Here is a 15024-nt window from a genome sequence, read left to right as displayed (position 1 = left end):
GTTATAAAATGCAGATATGTTCAGCCTTTGAAAAATGTGGTGGATGTAATAAATTGAATATCAGTTACGACGAACAACTAAAAATAAAAGAGAACCGCGTTCTTTCGTTGTTTGACCAATACCAAATAAAGCCTAATAATTATCACGGTATTACGTCTTCTGTGGATATCTATGAATACAGAAACAAAATGGAATACTCTTTTGGTAACGAATATAAAGATGGTCCTCTCGTTTTGGGGTTAAGAGGAAAAGGTAAGAAGTTCGATGTCTATTACACAAAAGATTGTAAGTTAGTGGATGATGATTTCAACAGTATCGTTTGGCAAACAAGAGAATTTTTCTTAAAAAAGAACATACCTTTTAGAAATTACAAGAACCACTCTGGTTTTCTTAGAAATTTGGGGATCAGAAAAGGTTTAAAAACTGGGGAAATACTACTAAACTTGGTAACTTCCTTAGATAATTATTACTATCAAGAAGTAGAAACATGGAAAGAAGAAATGTTGAACACTATCTTAAAAGGAAATATAGTTTCCATAATTCAAAGTAAGACTGAATCTAAAGCCAACGTTGTCAAAGCAGATGAAATGGAAATATTATACGGCAGAGATTATTTTTACGAAAAAATTTTTAATTTAACTTTCAAAATAGGTCCATTCTCTTTCTTTCAAACAAACACAAAAGGAGCAGAGGTTTTATACCAAACTGCTTTATCTTATGCAGAAAATTCAGATGTTGTATATGACTTTTATTCTGGAACGGGCACAATATCCTTATTGCTTGCAAATAAGGCTAAAAAAGTTTACGGAATAGAAATTATAAAAGAAGCGGTAGAGGCAGCCAAGCAAAATGCCATATTAAATAATATAAACAACGTAGAATTCGTAAATGAGGATGTAAAAGATTTTGTTAAACAACAAAGCAGTACAGAAAAACCTGATTATATAATTGTGGACCCACCAAGGGCTGGATTACACCCAAATCTTATAAAATTTATAAAAACTCAGCAATTTAATAAAATTATCTATATCTCATGTAACCCTAAAACCCTAATACCCAATTTAAAAGAATTATCCGATCTCTACTCAATCTCAGATTTTCATCTAGTAGATATGTTCCCACACACTGACCACGTTGAGTCAGTAGCATTGATGACAAGGGTGGATTAACTATCTAATACATTTCTATAGTCGAATTTCAGTGAATTCTAAAGTGCTTTCCTGCCTTAACATAACAAGCTATAAATGGAACTGAGCCGCTTGTGCTAATCTTAGCCTGGTAGTATGATAATATAATATTGAAATTAATTCAAAAAAGGAGAGTTCGATATGCTTATAGAAGACAACGCAATAGTATTGTTTCAAGGAGATAGCGTAACTGACGCAGGTCGAGATTATAACAATGATGCTGACCTTGGCTTGGGTTATCCTATGATAACGGCATCATGGTTATCAGCTGCACATCCTGCAAAAAACATTAGGTTTATAAACAAAGGAGTAAGCGGTAACAGGGTAAAAGATTTAAAGGAACGTTGGATGAGAGACTGTATAGCCTTAAAGCCTACTTGGGTATCCATACTCATCGGCATTAATGATTGCTGGCGACGTTATGACAGCGACGACCCAACGTCGGTGGAAAAGTTTGAGTCAGATTATCGTTATATTTTGCAAGAAGTGAAAACGCAACTAAACGCTAACCTGATAATATGTGAACCATTTGTTTTGCCTGTGACAAAAGAGCAAGCCAAATGGAGGGAGGACTTAGATCCCAAAATACATGCCGTACGTAAGCTAGCCAGGGAATTCAATGCCATATTTCTACCACTAGACGGTATATTTGCTCAGGCAGCAACACAAAGGAATCCTAGATTTTGGCTGCCTGATGGCGTACATCCATCACCCGCTGGGCATGCACTTATAGCTCAATCTTGGCTGCGGGCTGTGGAAGCTTTATAAAAGTGATATTAAAATTCAGGGATTACTCAGCATTTTGCTCTTTCCTGAGTTTGACAGTTACTAAAACGTAAGAATTCTAAAACAGGCATGAATAACTGCAAAAAAGTGTTTTTTACTTTCTCTGTTTTTCAAAAGTATCACTACATCAAAAAAGAAATGTTTTATGATTTCAAAACCACTTTCTTACGTTTGGTGTACTGAAAAATCGTTTCTCAACTGTCTAACTCAAGAATATCAAACGGTGATCGGCATTTTGAACTTGGCTAATAGTTGGGTGATACTGCGATCCGAATTTTTCAGATCAATGAATTCAATATCGACCTCTACATTATCGTTAGAAATATATTTGATATTTGTATTATTTACAGCATCGGAATAAGGATACAACAAGACAATTCTCTCTGCTTTATATTTTTTTCCATAAGCGTACATTTGGTACATATCGGATTGTGAAATATCCATGTTTTTGGCATTGCCTGAGAGTAACTTCCACTTGGTATCAAAAATGACTATGCGTCCTTCAAATTCCAACACAATGTCAGGACGAAGTGAAAAAGCACGGACAGGAGTATCAAATAAACTATATCTGACATCTTGTGTCCGCAAGTTAACACCGCTACCAATATGTCTGCGAAATTTTGCAGCAACAAAACTTTCGAACAACTTTTCCATAGGGAATAGAAGAGCAATTGCAACCTCATTTCCCGCAAATGCGGTGAAACTGTTTCCTTTCAATAAAACACGACACCAGGAAAGGGCCTTGCTATAGTGAGACATACTACGATCAAGAAAGCATTTTGAGAAGTCAGAATCAATATTTGTGGAATATTCTACACCATCAAAGAAAGTTAGTAACCTAGTGGCATTCTGTCGATTACGCACATCATTCGTAGTATTTCGCAAAAACCGAAGAGTGGACTTGATTAGACGGTTCTCAGGCCTGTTAATATTGAAGTCTTCATAGCAAACAAAAAATCGTCCCTTGTCAACTAAATTGTTTTTAATATTCTGGGAAGCCAGTAGCTTCCCTTTAAAATACCGTTCATTTGCTTCGACTGGCGTGTAAGCAGCTTTCAACCCTTGCTTCGTTAGTATTGTAACTTCGTCAAGGAACATCTTTATAAATATTTCAAGAAGGTTCAAGCGGTCGGTTTGGAGGTTTGAAACATTTAAGTCCTTAAATGTCACGTATTTTAAAGTTTTTAACATCTCAAGAAAAATCCGCTTTGTGTCGCTCTTGGTAATGCCGTCCCCTAGGATTTTCGGAAGAATCTCTATGACTGTACCATCTGACATCTCAATCAGTCCAACGTAATTTTTAGCAGTTATAATTTTACCAACACTGTGTAGAGCAGAAAGAGATAGTAGTTGGACTGCATCAGTGTTGTTGGCAAGAATAAAGGCTTCAAGAGCATCAAATGTTTTTTTAGGCAACGCCTGATAATCGTAAGACTTTATACCACGCGTAAACCCACCATATTCCGTTACAGTATAGGTTTTAGTGTAGGAATTCATAGGCTTCAATCCCTGAAAAAGCTTCGCTGTTGATCACGTAATATTCCGGAAAATCAACATCTGTGTTTCCAAACAGCTTATTATCAGCTCTCTTTTTCACGATAAATCGGGGAGTATCATCAGTCTTCTGATTGTCACCCAACACAAGCTGAATTTTCTCATAATCGTCGTAGAAATACTCTTGTAATAAAGGAATTATTCTTTTTTGAAAAATCGCGGCAAGGGTTTCAATCGTCGGGTCTGTTTTGAGCGGCAACAAATAGGAATGCCCTATGGTGTGTTCACGATCGAGCAATACTATTATACGCTTGTTTATGATGTCAAGCATGTTTGAAATATCGATATTCTTAACCCGGACACCTTTAAGTATATCAGTATCAGGCTTCATTTCGACGAATTCAAACCGACGACGTAAAGCAGTGTCTATCATTGCAATAGAACGATCGGCTGTGTTCATTGTACCTATTATGAAGACGTTGTCTGGTACACCAAAATCCTGGCGAGAGTAAGGTAGTGTAGCACGTAGCTCTTCAAAAGCTCCGATACGCTTTGAAGGCTCGATGAGTGTAATCAATTCCCCAAAAATTTTTGAGATATTCCCTCGATTGATTTCATCAATAATAAAGACACGATTTGGAATTTTTACGTTCTGATCAAACAGTTTAGGGTTTACCTTCCTAAGTATTTGCACAGCGTCTGTTGCTGAAACTGATAACTTAGCTACAGATAAACCATTCAAGATTTTTCCAGCATTGAAATCAACGATATCTTCATTAATACCTTTTACAAGCCATTTCACCTTTCGCAACCTTTTGTACTCAGAATACTCATCATGCCATTCTGGCTCGCCAGTAATAACACCAATAGCGTCGATTGTTCTACTCGAATAGCAAGACATAACAATATCGCCAATTTGCATCTTGTTGTAAAAAGCATTGAGAATGGGGTTATCACCGTATTGAGTATAATCAGTAGCATCAGATATGATTTCGTCGTAAACATCCCACCCAATACGGATATGATCATTCTCTATACATTCAGTTCGAATTTGATTGTCTCCAGCACCTTTAAGAGTAACCTTCCAAACTGTGGGGTTTTTACCAATGCCCAGATTCAAGCTTGTGTCATCCGTTCCTATAGGTGTTCCTGCTTTATTGCAAAATAACTTGAAAATCCCGTCTTGTATCTCGTATTCAATTTGCCCTGTTGTTTCACCATTTTCATCCGAAGATACTATGGGCCGTATCCCCTCAATAAACTCCTCATAGCTGAACGACTGATGAAACGTAACAAAAGCGATTAGCCCCGTATTTTTGTATTTTAAGTAGCGTTTAAACACTTCTTGGTAATCTTCAGATTTCACTTCGGAGAGTGATTTTTCCTCGATAATAGCAACAGCATATTGTATGGTACTATAGGTTTTTCCCGTTCCTGGCGGTCCATAGAGAATTATATTTTTATTTTTTGGCCATATTCCTTCCTTTGAGGTCGAATCATCCTGTGATGTGCGTTGATTATCTGTTATCGATTCAGTTAATTCTGCCTGAGGATTTTTACTTTCCTTACTCCATGCATTATACGACAACTCTGGAAACGTAAGATTAGGCGAGTCTTCATTGATTTTATTCTTCAAGGTATTCAGAAATTCCGCATAATCATTACCGCTACAATTCTCCTTTGGAACCGCTATTCCGTAATATTCAGAAACAAACTTTCGTGAATGGGTATCCAAAGGCATAAAGACATTGGGCCTAATCCAGAACAATCCTATCGTGATAGAAGCAAGACCGTTGCCCTTACTCGCAATAGCTTTTTCAAAAGCACTTTTAAACTCATCGATGAATGTGTTTACTTCAGCGGATTTTATAGCCGAAACAAACAAATCCCACAATTCGTCTATTTCATCCCCAAAGAAAGATTTGATGTTGTTAAGAGTAGGGATTCCATTAAAATTCGTAGGCACAGGCAACGTTACTCTAAATGTGTTAGCAAAAACCTTAGCCAACTTTATGCGGTTTTCATTCGTTATCTTACGGTTCAAAACACCCACCACGGAAAACGGATCGATTCTATGATTACGGGGTCCCCACAATTCTTCACGTTCAAAGTGAAAATACTTCATCAGTGGTTGATGCGATGCAAGGTTTTTCATTAATTCGAATAATTCACTTCGCTTGTCGTTATATTCCAGTAGTTTATCGGCAAGTGCCTCGTAAAATGGTACCCATTCGTAAGCTTTATCCATAACTGTAACTCCCCTCTTATTTAGACTTAGCACTTTCAATAATTTTGAAAGCGCTTAAAATCGATGTTAAAGAATGCTAGACCATATAAAATATCTGTGAAAAAAGATTGGTTAGATCATAATTCGGGTCTTTGAGGGGGTAACCCCCCCTCAAACTCCCCGAAAACAAAAATCTCTTTTTTGAAAAGATCTTTGTTTGCACAACACTGCAAACAAATGATATCATATCCTTGACTCTTTTTGAAAGGAGACAAGGAAAAAATGGAGCCATTCGATATGGAACTAAACAGCTAACACCCCAGAGGTGGGCCACAGCAGACTTTCATCGCTCGCACATGCCGGCGCACAAATTCATGCATGATTGCTTTAAAATGCCAGCCATTTTGTAATTGCCAAACTCAAGGAAAAACTTTAGCTCAAAAAACATGATTTTATTTGATGCAATTTGTGAACCAGCTACCGTCCTTTGGGAGGCAACGAACTTCTTATATTGCTGATTCAGAGAGTAATCTGATAGAGATTGGTTCGTTTAATCAATAGGTAACTTCCCTTTCGGTAATATACTTCATGCTAGAGTTAGGAAGGCATGTAAAGTACCCTCTGGTTTACGCATGCTTGAACCATTTTTTTGTATTATTTGCAATGTTTACTAGCATCAACATAACCGGCACCTCAGTTAAAACACCAACAATTGTAGCAAGGGCGGCAGGACTTTGTGTGCCAAAAAGAGAGATTGCAACAGCAACAGCAAGTTCAAAGAAATTTGACGCACCGATCATACTGGCTGGTGCCGCAATATCATGCGGCAGCTTTAATACCTTACTTGAAAAATAAGCAATGAAAAAAACAAGGAATGTCTGCATGATCAGGGGTATTGCAATCAAAATTATGTGTAAAGGGTTATTGAGAATAACATCGCCCTGGAATGAAAAAATGATGACTAATGTCAAAAGAAGTCCAATGGTCGTGACATTTCCAAATTTTGGAATAAATTGGTTCTGAAGATATTCCAGGCCATGCTTGCGGGTAATATAGTTCCTAGTTATTACTCCACCTACAAGGGGAATGACAACGAACAAAATTACCGAGAGAATCAACGTATCCCATGGTATAGATATGCCTCCTACACCAAGGAGAAATCTTACGATCGGAGTGTAAGCTACAAGGATAATCAGGTCATTAGTTGCAACCTGCACTATTGTATACGCGGCATTTCCATTTGTCAGATAGCTCCATACGAACACCATTGCAGTACATGGAGCAGCTCCCAAAAGTATGGCCCCTGACAGATACCCCTTAGCTAGCTCCGCAGGGATAAGTGCTTTGAAAATCACAAAGAAAAACAACCAGGCAATTCCGAACATCGTGAAAGGCTTGATGAGCCAGTTCGTCACCCAGGTTACAAACAGCCCTTTTGGATTTTTGCCCGCGTTTTTAATGCTTTGAAAATCGACCTTCAGCATCATGGGATAGATCATGAGCCAGATTAGTATGGCAATCGGAATGGATACATTGGCATACTTGAAGCGTCCTAGAAACGCAGGAATTTCAGGGAGGAATCTACCGATCAGTACACCTACAATCATGCACAAGATAACCCACACCGTGAGATATTTTTCAAAAAAACTGATCCCTGCACTTTTGTTTTTTTCCATATAACCACCCTTCAAATACTGTTTGATTTTTGTAAAATCTATAGGACCTCTTCGACTACTAAGATCTTGGTATAAGAGATAACTCCTCCATCCAAACTGTGCCTGAACCTCTTTCAATAAAATAACGTAAATACTAAATAATTTTGATGTGTTTTTCTGTTTTAAAATTATTATTAGATGGCTGGGTTTTGCAGCAATTGTTTCCTTCTTTAACTGCTTTAGGGGTTGTCAACCTTTTGAGCAACGTAGCCGCATAGGCACTGCCCTTCTCACTAATTGTGTAGTATGTCCATTTTCCTTCCTTTCTGCTCTCAACAACACCTGATTCAACCAGAATCTTCATGTGGTAGGAAAGTCCCGACTGTCCCAAATTCAACTGTTCTTGCAAAACACAAGCGCATTTTTCACCGCTACGAAGTAGTTGAAGTATTCGCAGACGTGTTTCATCGCAAAACGCTTTAAATACTTTTGCTTGTTTCTCATAAACAGTTGCCAAGATATCACCTCATATCAAAATTATTTGATATGATACTATTATATACATCATATCAAATTTTGTCAATGTGTTTGAAAAAGTTTTCGGACAAAGCAAAGATCTATGGATACTTACTGGTCCAAAAGACATAAGCTACTAAAAATTGATTTGGATACCAATTGTTAACTGTAATTTTTATTATTTATGGTATGCTGATAGTAAGAGAAATCACAGGAAATGCGTGGGGCTGTATATTCATTTTCGTGTTTTTATGGAATGCGTTTTAACAATAGGCATTATTAGAATTTAGATTAAATCTCATCAAATCACTAAAACTGTATAATACAAGCAAAAAATAAAAACTTGGCTTAACTAATAATAGGAAGTTACTAGAATTTTTGAGACTATTCTCAGGTTTTTGCAAAATTATATTTTATAATAAAAATCGAAAAGGATGAGATGTAGTTGAATTTGTTGTTTTTTAAACTTAAAGAGGTACTATCCTCTGTTTTGCCAATTATAGTTACAGTAATTATTTTAAATTTTACTATCGCACCCCTTGATGTCTCTTTGATCATAAGGTTTTTTATTGGTGCCGTGTTGATTATCCTTGGTTTAGCTATTTTTTTATGTGGCGTTGATATTGGGATTAGTCCCATTGGTAACTCTTTCGGGTCAACTATAATAAAAACGAATAAACTATGGATAGTTGTCATTGCTATATTCATAGTTGGATTTTTCGTTTCAATTGCCGAACCATCTCTACGTATTCTTGCGAGTCAAGTTGATTTCGTTACATCTAGTGTAATTTCAAAGGAAAGTATTGTTGTTATAGCATCAATCGGTGTTGGAACTATGCTTTCTTTAGGTTTTGTAAGAATCCTCTATAACATTCCAATAAATAAAGTATTTACTATTTTATATTCGATTATTTTCATACTTGCCCTTTTTACATCCCGAGAATTTTTAGCAATATCTTTTGACGCTTCCGGATCAACAACAGGAGCAATGACGATTCCTTTTATCTTAGCTCTCGCCCATAGTGTTTCCGCAATGAAAAGCGATAGCAAAGCCTCTGAAGAAGATAGTTTTGGTTTAGTTGGAATTGCATCCACAGGTGCTATCATGACCGTTATGATTATGAGTATAATTTCAAAAACCGATGCAAGTACAGTCAACCTTGAATACAATGATCCAATATTTACCTCAATTTTTAGCCCTTTTATTCAACAAATAGCTCCGACAACCATAGAAGTTATTCTGGCTCTGCTCCCTATCGTGATAATTTTTCTTGTTTTTCAAATATTTTCTTTCAAATTATCAAGGAAAACCATTAGAAAAATTGTCATGGGGCTGGTATTTGCATTTATAGGATTTGTTTTGTTTTTAGTAGGAGTTAATGGAGGTTTTATGGAAATGGGTGTTGCCATCGGTTATGGTGTGGCAACCTTAGAAAATAAAGTTTATCTTGTTATTGTTGGTTTCTTTTTGGGATTTGCTACGGTACTCGCAGAGCCATCTGTTTATGTGCTAATACATCAAATAGAAGATGTTACAAGCGGGTATATTAAAAGAAAAGTAGTATTAATCCCACTTGCTATAGCCGTTGGTACCGCAACTGCATTATCTATGGTAAGAATACTTGTCCCAGGCATACAATTGTGGCATTATCTCCTGCCAGGCTATGTGATTTCGTTGGTGATGAGCTATTTTGTTCCGAAGCTCTTTGTTGGAATTGCCTTTGATTCAGGAGGCGTCGCAGCAGGTCCAATGACGATCACCTTTATATTAGCTTTTACTCGAGGCGCTGCTGAAGCTGCTGAAGGAGCAAATGTATTAGTAGATGGATTTGGAATGATTGCAATGGTTGCATTGGCACCATTAATTGCTTTACAAATATTAGGCTTCATTTTTAAGGTAAAATCAAAAAACGGAGGAATTGAATATAGTGATGAGTAGTTTTAAAATGATTGACGTTGAACAAATCTGCATAATTATAAATTTCGGATTGGGAAGCAAACTGTTGCAAATAGCTAAGAATTATGGCATTTCCAATGGAACGGTTCTGCTTGGAAAAGGAACTGTAAACAATCGAATTTTAGATTTTTTAGGTCTATCCGATATAAGAAAAGAAATTGTATTAATGGTTGCCACCAAAAAGACGGCAGATCAGGTCCTTGAAAAATTACATGACGAAATTAATTTTGAAAAACCCGGCCATGGTATAGCATTTACCACTTCTGTTCGCTTGTTAGTAGGAATCGGAGGTTATAAAAGTGATAATTTAAAAGAAAGAAGAGGTGTAGATGATAATATGTATGATGCGATAACTGTAATTGTGGATATGGGTAAGGCAGAGTATGTGATTGATGCGGCAACAAAGGCGGGATCTAAAGGTGGGACTATAATTAAGGGACGAGGATCAGGAATTCATGAAACCAGTAAGTTGTTTTCTATGAATATTGAGCCTGAAAAAGAAATTGTACTGATTCTTTCAGAAAAAGATAAGACTGAGGCTATTGTATCTTCAATAAGGAAAGAACTAAAAATAGATGAGCCTGGAAAAGGCATTCTCTACATTCAAAATGTAAATAAAGCATATGGTTTATATAAGTAATTCACTGAGTGTTTTCATGGTTTCTTTGCACTAACTTACAATCCCTTAGTACCCAAAAAAGTTAAACAATATATTTTTATAGCTATAATATAATTTCAACTAAGATGCAGTAATTAATTTTCAAGGTGTAAATCTAATCAGTCACCAAAAATGTCTATTCTAGCATTCGAACTTATTCAAATTTTAAATCAACGGAGAGATTTTAATATGTATTCTATCTTACTAGTGATTATCTATATTTCATTCATCAGTCTTGGATTGCCAGATGCTCTTTTAGGGTCAGCCTGGCCAAGCATGTATGAAACATTAAACGTACCTGTATCGTATGCAGGAATTTTATCAATGATTGTCTCTGGAGGAACTATTGTTTCAACTTTGTTCAGCGGTAAGTTTATTCATAAACTTGGTACTGGGAAACTAACCGCCATAAGCGTTGGAATGACTGCTATAGCATTGTTTGGTTTTTCTATATCAACTTCTTTTTGGCATTTGTGCTTGTGGGGGATACCCTACGGTTTAGGTGCAGGAAGTGTTGATGCAGCACTTAACAATTTTGTCGCCCTGCATTACAAAGCTAGACATATGAACTGGTTACATTGCTTTTGGGGAGTTGGAGCCACAATTGGACCATATATTATGGGGATATTATTGACTAACGGTTTTAAATGGAATTCAGGATATTTTACTATTTCGTTAATTCAGATTGTTTTAACCTCTGTACTGTTTTTCACTTTGCCGTTGTGGAAAGAGAAGAAAACAGATAACAAAGCCAAAGAAGAAAAATATAAAAATTATTCTTTAAAAGAGGTTGTTACTTTACCCGGGGCAATGTCTATTATGATCGCTTTTTTCTCTTATTGTGCTTTAGAGGCAACCACTGGTTTGTGGGCGGCAAGTTATTTAGTTCTAAATAGAGGTATAGCTGCTGAAACAGCGGCCAAATGGGCTGCTTCATTTTATTTCGGAATTACAATAGGAAGGTTTATATCTGGATTTATAACTTTCAAAATGAATAATAAAAATATGATACGTTTGGGGCAAGGGATCATCATTCTAGGGTTGTTACTATTGATTCTTCCTTTTAGCAATTATACGGCATTTATAGGCCTTATTCTCATGGGTTTAGGTTGTGCACCGATATATCCAAGTTTGATACATTCAACACCAACTAATTTTGGCAAGGATGTTTCACATTCAATTATAGGGGTACAGATGGCTTCTGCATATCTTGGAATAACTCTTATGCCACCTTTGTTCGGATTTTTGCAAGAATATTTCAATATAAGGTTATACCCCATATATTTAACCATATTAACCTTTCTTATGATACTCATGGCCGAAAAGGCAAATAGTTTATTTTTGAGAAAACCTGCGATCAATAGTAATCCTTGATTTATTTAATATCTTTGGAATAAATCAACAACTCATCACGTTTGTACCACCCTGTTTTTTCCCAAAATGTCTTACCAATTTCATTCTCATAATAAACAAATAAATGGCATTTTATGATACCTTTTTCTTTTAAACTATTTAAAACCATGTTTACCAATTCTTTCCCTATCCCATTTCTTCTATACTTCTTATCAACCGCAAGATGGTAGAGATATCCTCTTCTTCCATCTTCGCCACATAGGATTGTACCAATAATTTTTCCATCATCTTCACATACATAATTTAAACCTGGGTTTTTCTTCAAAAATCTTTCAACATTTTCTTTTGCATCAGATTCGCTTAAACCCATGCCTTCTGTTGTTCCCCATAATCTATACATCTGCTCATAATCTTCTATTTTTGCTTCTCTGAATTTTATTGCCATTTTTCTTCCTCACCTAAAGAATTGATCAATTGCGTATGTAAGGTATACATATCCCGATAGTTTTGGACCATTTTTACAAAAAAATTATAATAATCTTCATATGTTTTAACTGAAGAGGTTTGGGGTTCAAAGCTCTTTCCCAACTTTATCATAACTTCCCCAGCTTGCTCAATATCCTTGTAAACTCCCAATTGTGAAAAAGCTACCATCGATTCACCTATCAATGTTGCATTTTCGGTCTTTGATTTGGTTACAGGAATGTTGAATATATCAGCTAAAATTTGAATCCACACATCGCTTTTGCTGCCTGAACCACCCACTGTCAATCTTTTTAAATTGACGTTATTTTCTTCTAAGGCTGTTTTTATCATATTCAGTCCATAGCCTACACCTTCATATATAGATCTTGCCATGTGACTTAAGTTGTGAAAAGTTTTTAATCCAAAAAAACTGCCCGTAGATAAACTGCCTATCCTTGGGTCTCTTTCTCCTGTTAGAAATGGAAAGCAAATAAGGCCTTCGGAACCCGCTTTAACTTTCGAAGCCTCCTCGTTTATTTGATCATAACTCATACTGTTAGCTATATTATTTCTAAACCATTCCAAAACTACACCTGCGTTGTTCACCGCTCCTCCTATAGCCCACATACCAGGTAATAGAGCATAGGTTTGAAGCCTGTACTGCCCTGTTTTATCAAGTAATGGCTCATTGTATGCGCTTCTAAACATTGCAGTGGTACCTAAATTACATACAGCGCTTTTTTTATAACCCCCCATTCCTAAAATCATCGCGCCACCATCATAGACTCCTAACATAATAGGAACTTCTTTTTCAAGGCCCATTTCTTTTGCTATTTCTTTTTTTATAGTATCCACTATTACGTTCCCAGGAACAAGATCTGGCAACTGATCTTTTTCAATCCCCAACCTTTTTATTAGTTCTTCATCCCATTTTTGCGTTTTTATATCCAAAAGTTGTGTAACAGAAGCTAAACTTGGTTCCGTGTAACACTTTCCTGTTAATTTGAATGTAAAGAAACTTTTGATGTCCAAGAATTTATAGGTTTTGGCAAAAATTTCTGGTTTTTCTTTTTTCAACCACAATATTCTGGCTATTGTATAATTAAAAGCAGGGGGACAACCAGTCTTTTGATATATTTCTTCAAAGGAAAATCTTTCTTCAACTTCATTCATTATATTATGTGATCTTGTGTCTAAGAGTGTTACCATATTCATCAAAGGATTTCCTTTTTTATCTATCGGTAGAAAACCGAATTGGTACCCAGAAAAAATTAATAATGAAATATCACCTTCGAAGTTTGTGATTATCTTCTTTGATATATCCAAAAAGTTTGCCCACAATTCTTGAGGATCGTGTTCTGCTGCCCCTTCCGCGGACTGAATTAAATTTATCTTTTTGACTTCTTGAGAGATGATGTCACCTTTTTCGTTTACAATTGCTACTTTCATGTTTGTCGTTCCTACATCGAGGACTAAAACATATTTCATAACCGAAAACCCCTTTTGTTGTTTTATTTTTTCTTTAGAATCCACAAATTTTTGGATGATTTCTATTGTTGTAAGTTAAATTTAATCAGCTTTAGCGCCCCTTCGCCCCGCTCCCCACCCATATTGTGTTATAATTTTTTCTATAATTTCAGGGTTAACTATTTGTTCGGGAATTTCACCTTTCATCAATTTTTCTATATCTTCAACCATTTTTTCATCCATTTTCCTTAACGAATACTTTCCATATCCTCCTATATGAGGCAATATGAACACATTAGGATATTTCAATAATGGATTATTTGGGTTTATTGGTTCTTCATCTAATACATCAAGCCCTGCAGCGGAAACTTTCTTTGATTCTAAAGCCTCTATAAAATCATTCTGGTTTATCAATTCTCCCCTTGCCGTATTAACTATTACAACCTCGTTTTTCATTAAGTCGAAAGCTTTTTTGTTTATAAAATGATAGTTCCCTTCATTTAAAGAAGCGTTCAGGCTTATTACATCGGATGTTTTTAAAAGTTCTTCAAAACTTACAGGTTTTACCCCAGTTTTTTCTATAACCTTGTCAGCTATATAAGGATCATACGCTATGACTTTTGAACCGAATCCCTCTTTTACTATCTCCGCTACACGGCTTCCAATGTTTCCATAACCAATTATTCCTACCGTCAATTTTGATAGTTCATCACCGACAAAATTTTTTCTATCTTGCCATTTATTTTCTTTAACCGCATTATTCGCAGGAATAATTTGCCTGAGACATATGAGAATCAATGCAACCGCAAGTTCTGCTACGGAATCCCGTTCGTGGATACCAAGAACCCGTGTAACCATAACGCCACTTTCAGTGGCAGCTTTTATATCCACATTGTTATATCCAATACCGTGACGTGCAATTAATTTTACATCTTTGTTGTATTGAAAAAATTCTGAAGTAAAATTTGGTGTGACGCTTGCTATAACAAACTTAAAACCTTTCAATTTGACTGCTAACTCTTTCGCCGGTATTTTAGGATCCACCGTTATTCTTTCAACGATACCTATTTTCTTTAATCTTTGCATTAAATCAGGAAAATATATACCAAAAGTGCTGGAATTTACTATTGCGATGTTAGTAGTATCTTCAGCCACCTCTTTACCTCCCTTTTTTATATATTATTACTGTCTTTAGAAACTCTAAAACACGTATTGTAACTAACTTTTAATACCTTCAATATTGTACTTTTACCTCCTCA

12 protein-coding genes are annotated in these 15024 nt (G+C 36.0%); 5 read left to right on the top strand and 7 right to left on the bottom strand.

The window, feature by feature from the left end:
* Positions 1–8: 8 nt before the first annotated feature.
* Both rlmD and ACW9JY_RS03150 read left to right on the top strand, forming a co-directional pair.
* Entirely contained in the window at positions 9–1169 is a 1161-nt protein-coding gene (gene rlmD, locus ACW9JY_RS03155; RefSeq protein ID WP_457283366.1) for a 23S rRNA (uracil(1939)-C(5))-methyltransferase RlmD, read from the top strand.
* A 159-nt stretch (positions 1170–1328) separates the two neighbouring features.
* A complete protein-coding gene (locus ACW9JY_RS03150) occupies positions 1329–1955 on the top strand; it encodes an SGNH/GDSL hydrolase family protein (protein ID WP_457283365.1) in 627 nt (208 codons plus the stop codon).
* 234 nt (positions 1956–2189) lie between these two features.
* Here ACW9JY_RS03150 and ACW9JY_RS03145 read toward each other — a convergent pair whose 3' ends face one another.
* The 4 genes from ACW9JY_RS03145 to ACW9JY_RS03130 form a co-directional block, all read right to left on the bottom strand.
* The gene (locus ACW9JY_RS03145) at positions 2190–3470 is read right to left on the bottom strand and encodes an McrC family protein (protein WP_457283364.1); all 1281 of its coding nucleotides are present in this window, start codon (positions 3468–3470) and stop codon (positions 2190–2192) included.
* On the bottom strand, positions 3454–5715 hold the full coding sequence (locus ACW9JY_RS03140; RefSeq protein ID WP_457283363.1) for an AAA family ATPase: 2262 nt from the start codon (positions 5713–5715) through the stop codon (positions 3454–3456). Before ACW9JY_RS03140 ends, ACW9JY_RS03145 begins: the two co-directional genes overlap by 17 nt.
* 605 nt (positions 5716–6320) lie before the next feature.
* Positions 6321–7370, bottom strand: a complete 1050-nt coding sequence (arsB, locus tag ACW9JY_RS03135; protein WP_457283362.1) for an ACR3 family arsenite efflux transporter — start codon at positions 7368–7370, stop codon at positions 6321–6323.
* 133 nt (positions 7371–7503) lie between these two features.
* Positions 7504–7866 (bottom strand): ArsR/SmtB family transcription factor, encoded by a 363-nt coding sequence (locus ACW9JY_RS03130; RefSeq protein ID WP_103076332.1) that lies wholly within the window; start codon positions 7864–7866, stop codon positions 7504–7506.
* 444 nt (positions 7867–8310) lie between these two features.
* On the opposite strand from ACW9JY_RS03130, the gene ACW9JY_RS03125 reads away from it, so the two are divergent.
* From ACW9JY_RS03125 to ACW9JY_RS03115, 3 genes are all read left to right on the top strand, one after another.
* Positions 8311–9804, top strand: a complete 1494-nt coding sequence (locus tag ACW9JY_RS03125) for a DUF1538 domain-containing protein (RefSeq protein ID WP_457283361.1) — start codon at positions 8311–8313, stop codon at positions 9802–9804.
* Positions 9797–10462: a P-II family nitrogen regulator gene (locus ACW9JY_RS03120; protein ID WP_457283406.1), complete on the top strand. Its 666-nt coding sequence runs from the start codon at positions 9797–9799 to the stop codon at positions 10460–10462. The genes ACW9JY_RS03125 and ACW9JY_RS03120 overlap by 8 nt, the downstream gene beginning before the upstream one ends.
* A 207-nt stretch (positions 10463–10669) precedes the next feature.
* Complete coding sequence (locus tag ACW9JY_RS03115) at positions 10670–11854, top strand: MFS transporter (protein ID WP_457283405.1); 1185 nt, start codon at positions 10670–10672, stop codon at positions 11852–11854.
* Between the two features lies 1 nt (position 11855).
* Here ACW9JY_RS03115 and ACW9JY_RS03110 read toward each other — a convergent pair whose 3' ends face one another.
* The 3 genes from ACW9JY_RS03110 to ACW9JY_RS03100 all read right to left on the bottom strand — a co-directional run bounded on the left by ACW9JY_RS03110 (position 11856) and on the right by ACW9JY_RS03100 (position 14920).
* Positions 11856–12278, bottom strand: a complete 423-nt coding sequence (locus ACW9JY_RS03110) for a GNAT family N-acetyltransferase (protein ID WP_457283360.1) — start codon at positions 12276–12278, stop codon at positions 11856–11858.
* Complete coding sequence (locus ACW9JY_RS03105; RefSeq protein ID WP_457283359.1) at positions 12269–13786, bottom strand: gluconokinase; 1518 nt, start codon at positions 13784–13786, stop codon at positions 12269–12271. Before ACW9JY_RS03105 ends, ACW9JY_RS03110 begins: the two co-directional genes overlap by 10 nt.
* 81 nt (positions 13787–13867) lie before the next feature.
* Complete coding sequence (locus ACW9JY_RS03100; RefSeq protein WP_457283358.1) at positions 13868–14920, bottom strand: D-isomer specific 2-hydroxyacid dehydrogenase family protein; 1053 nt, start codon at positions 14918–14920, stop codon at positions 13868–13870.
* Positions 14921–15024: the final 104 nt, after the last annotated feature.

Source organism: Petrotoga sp. DB-2, assembly GCF_054051725.1.
The sequence above is the reverse complement of the archived record's forward strand: the minus strand, read 5'-3'. Positions and strand labels throughout refer to the sequence as shown.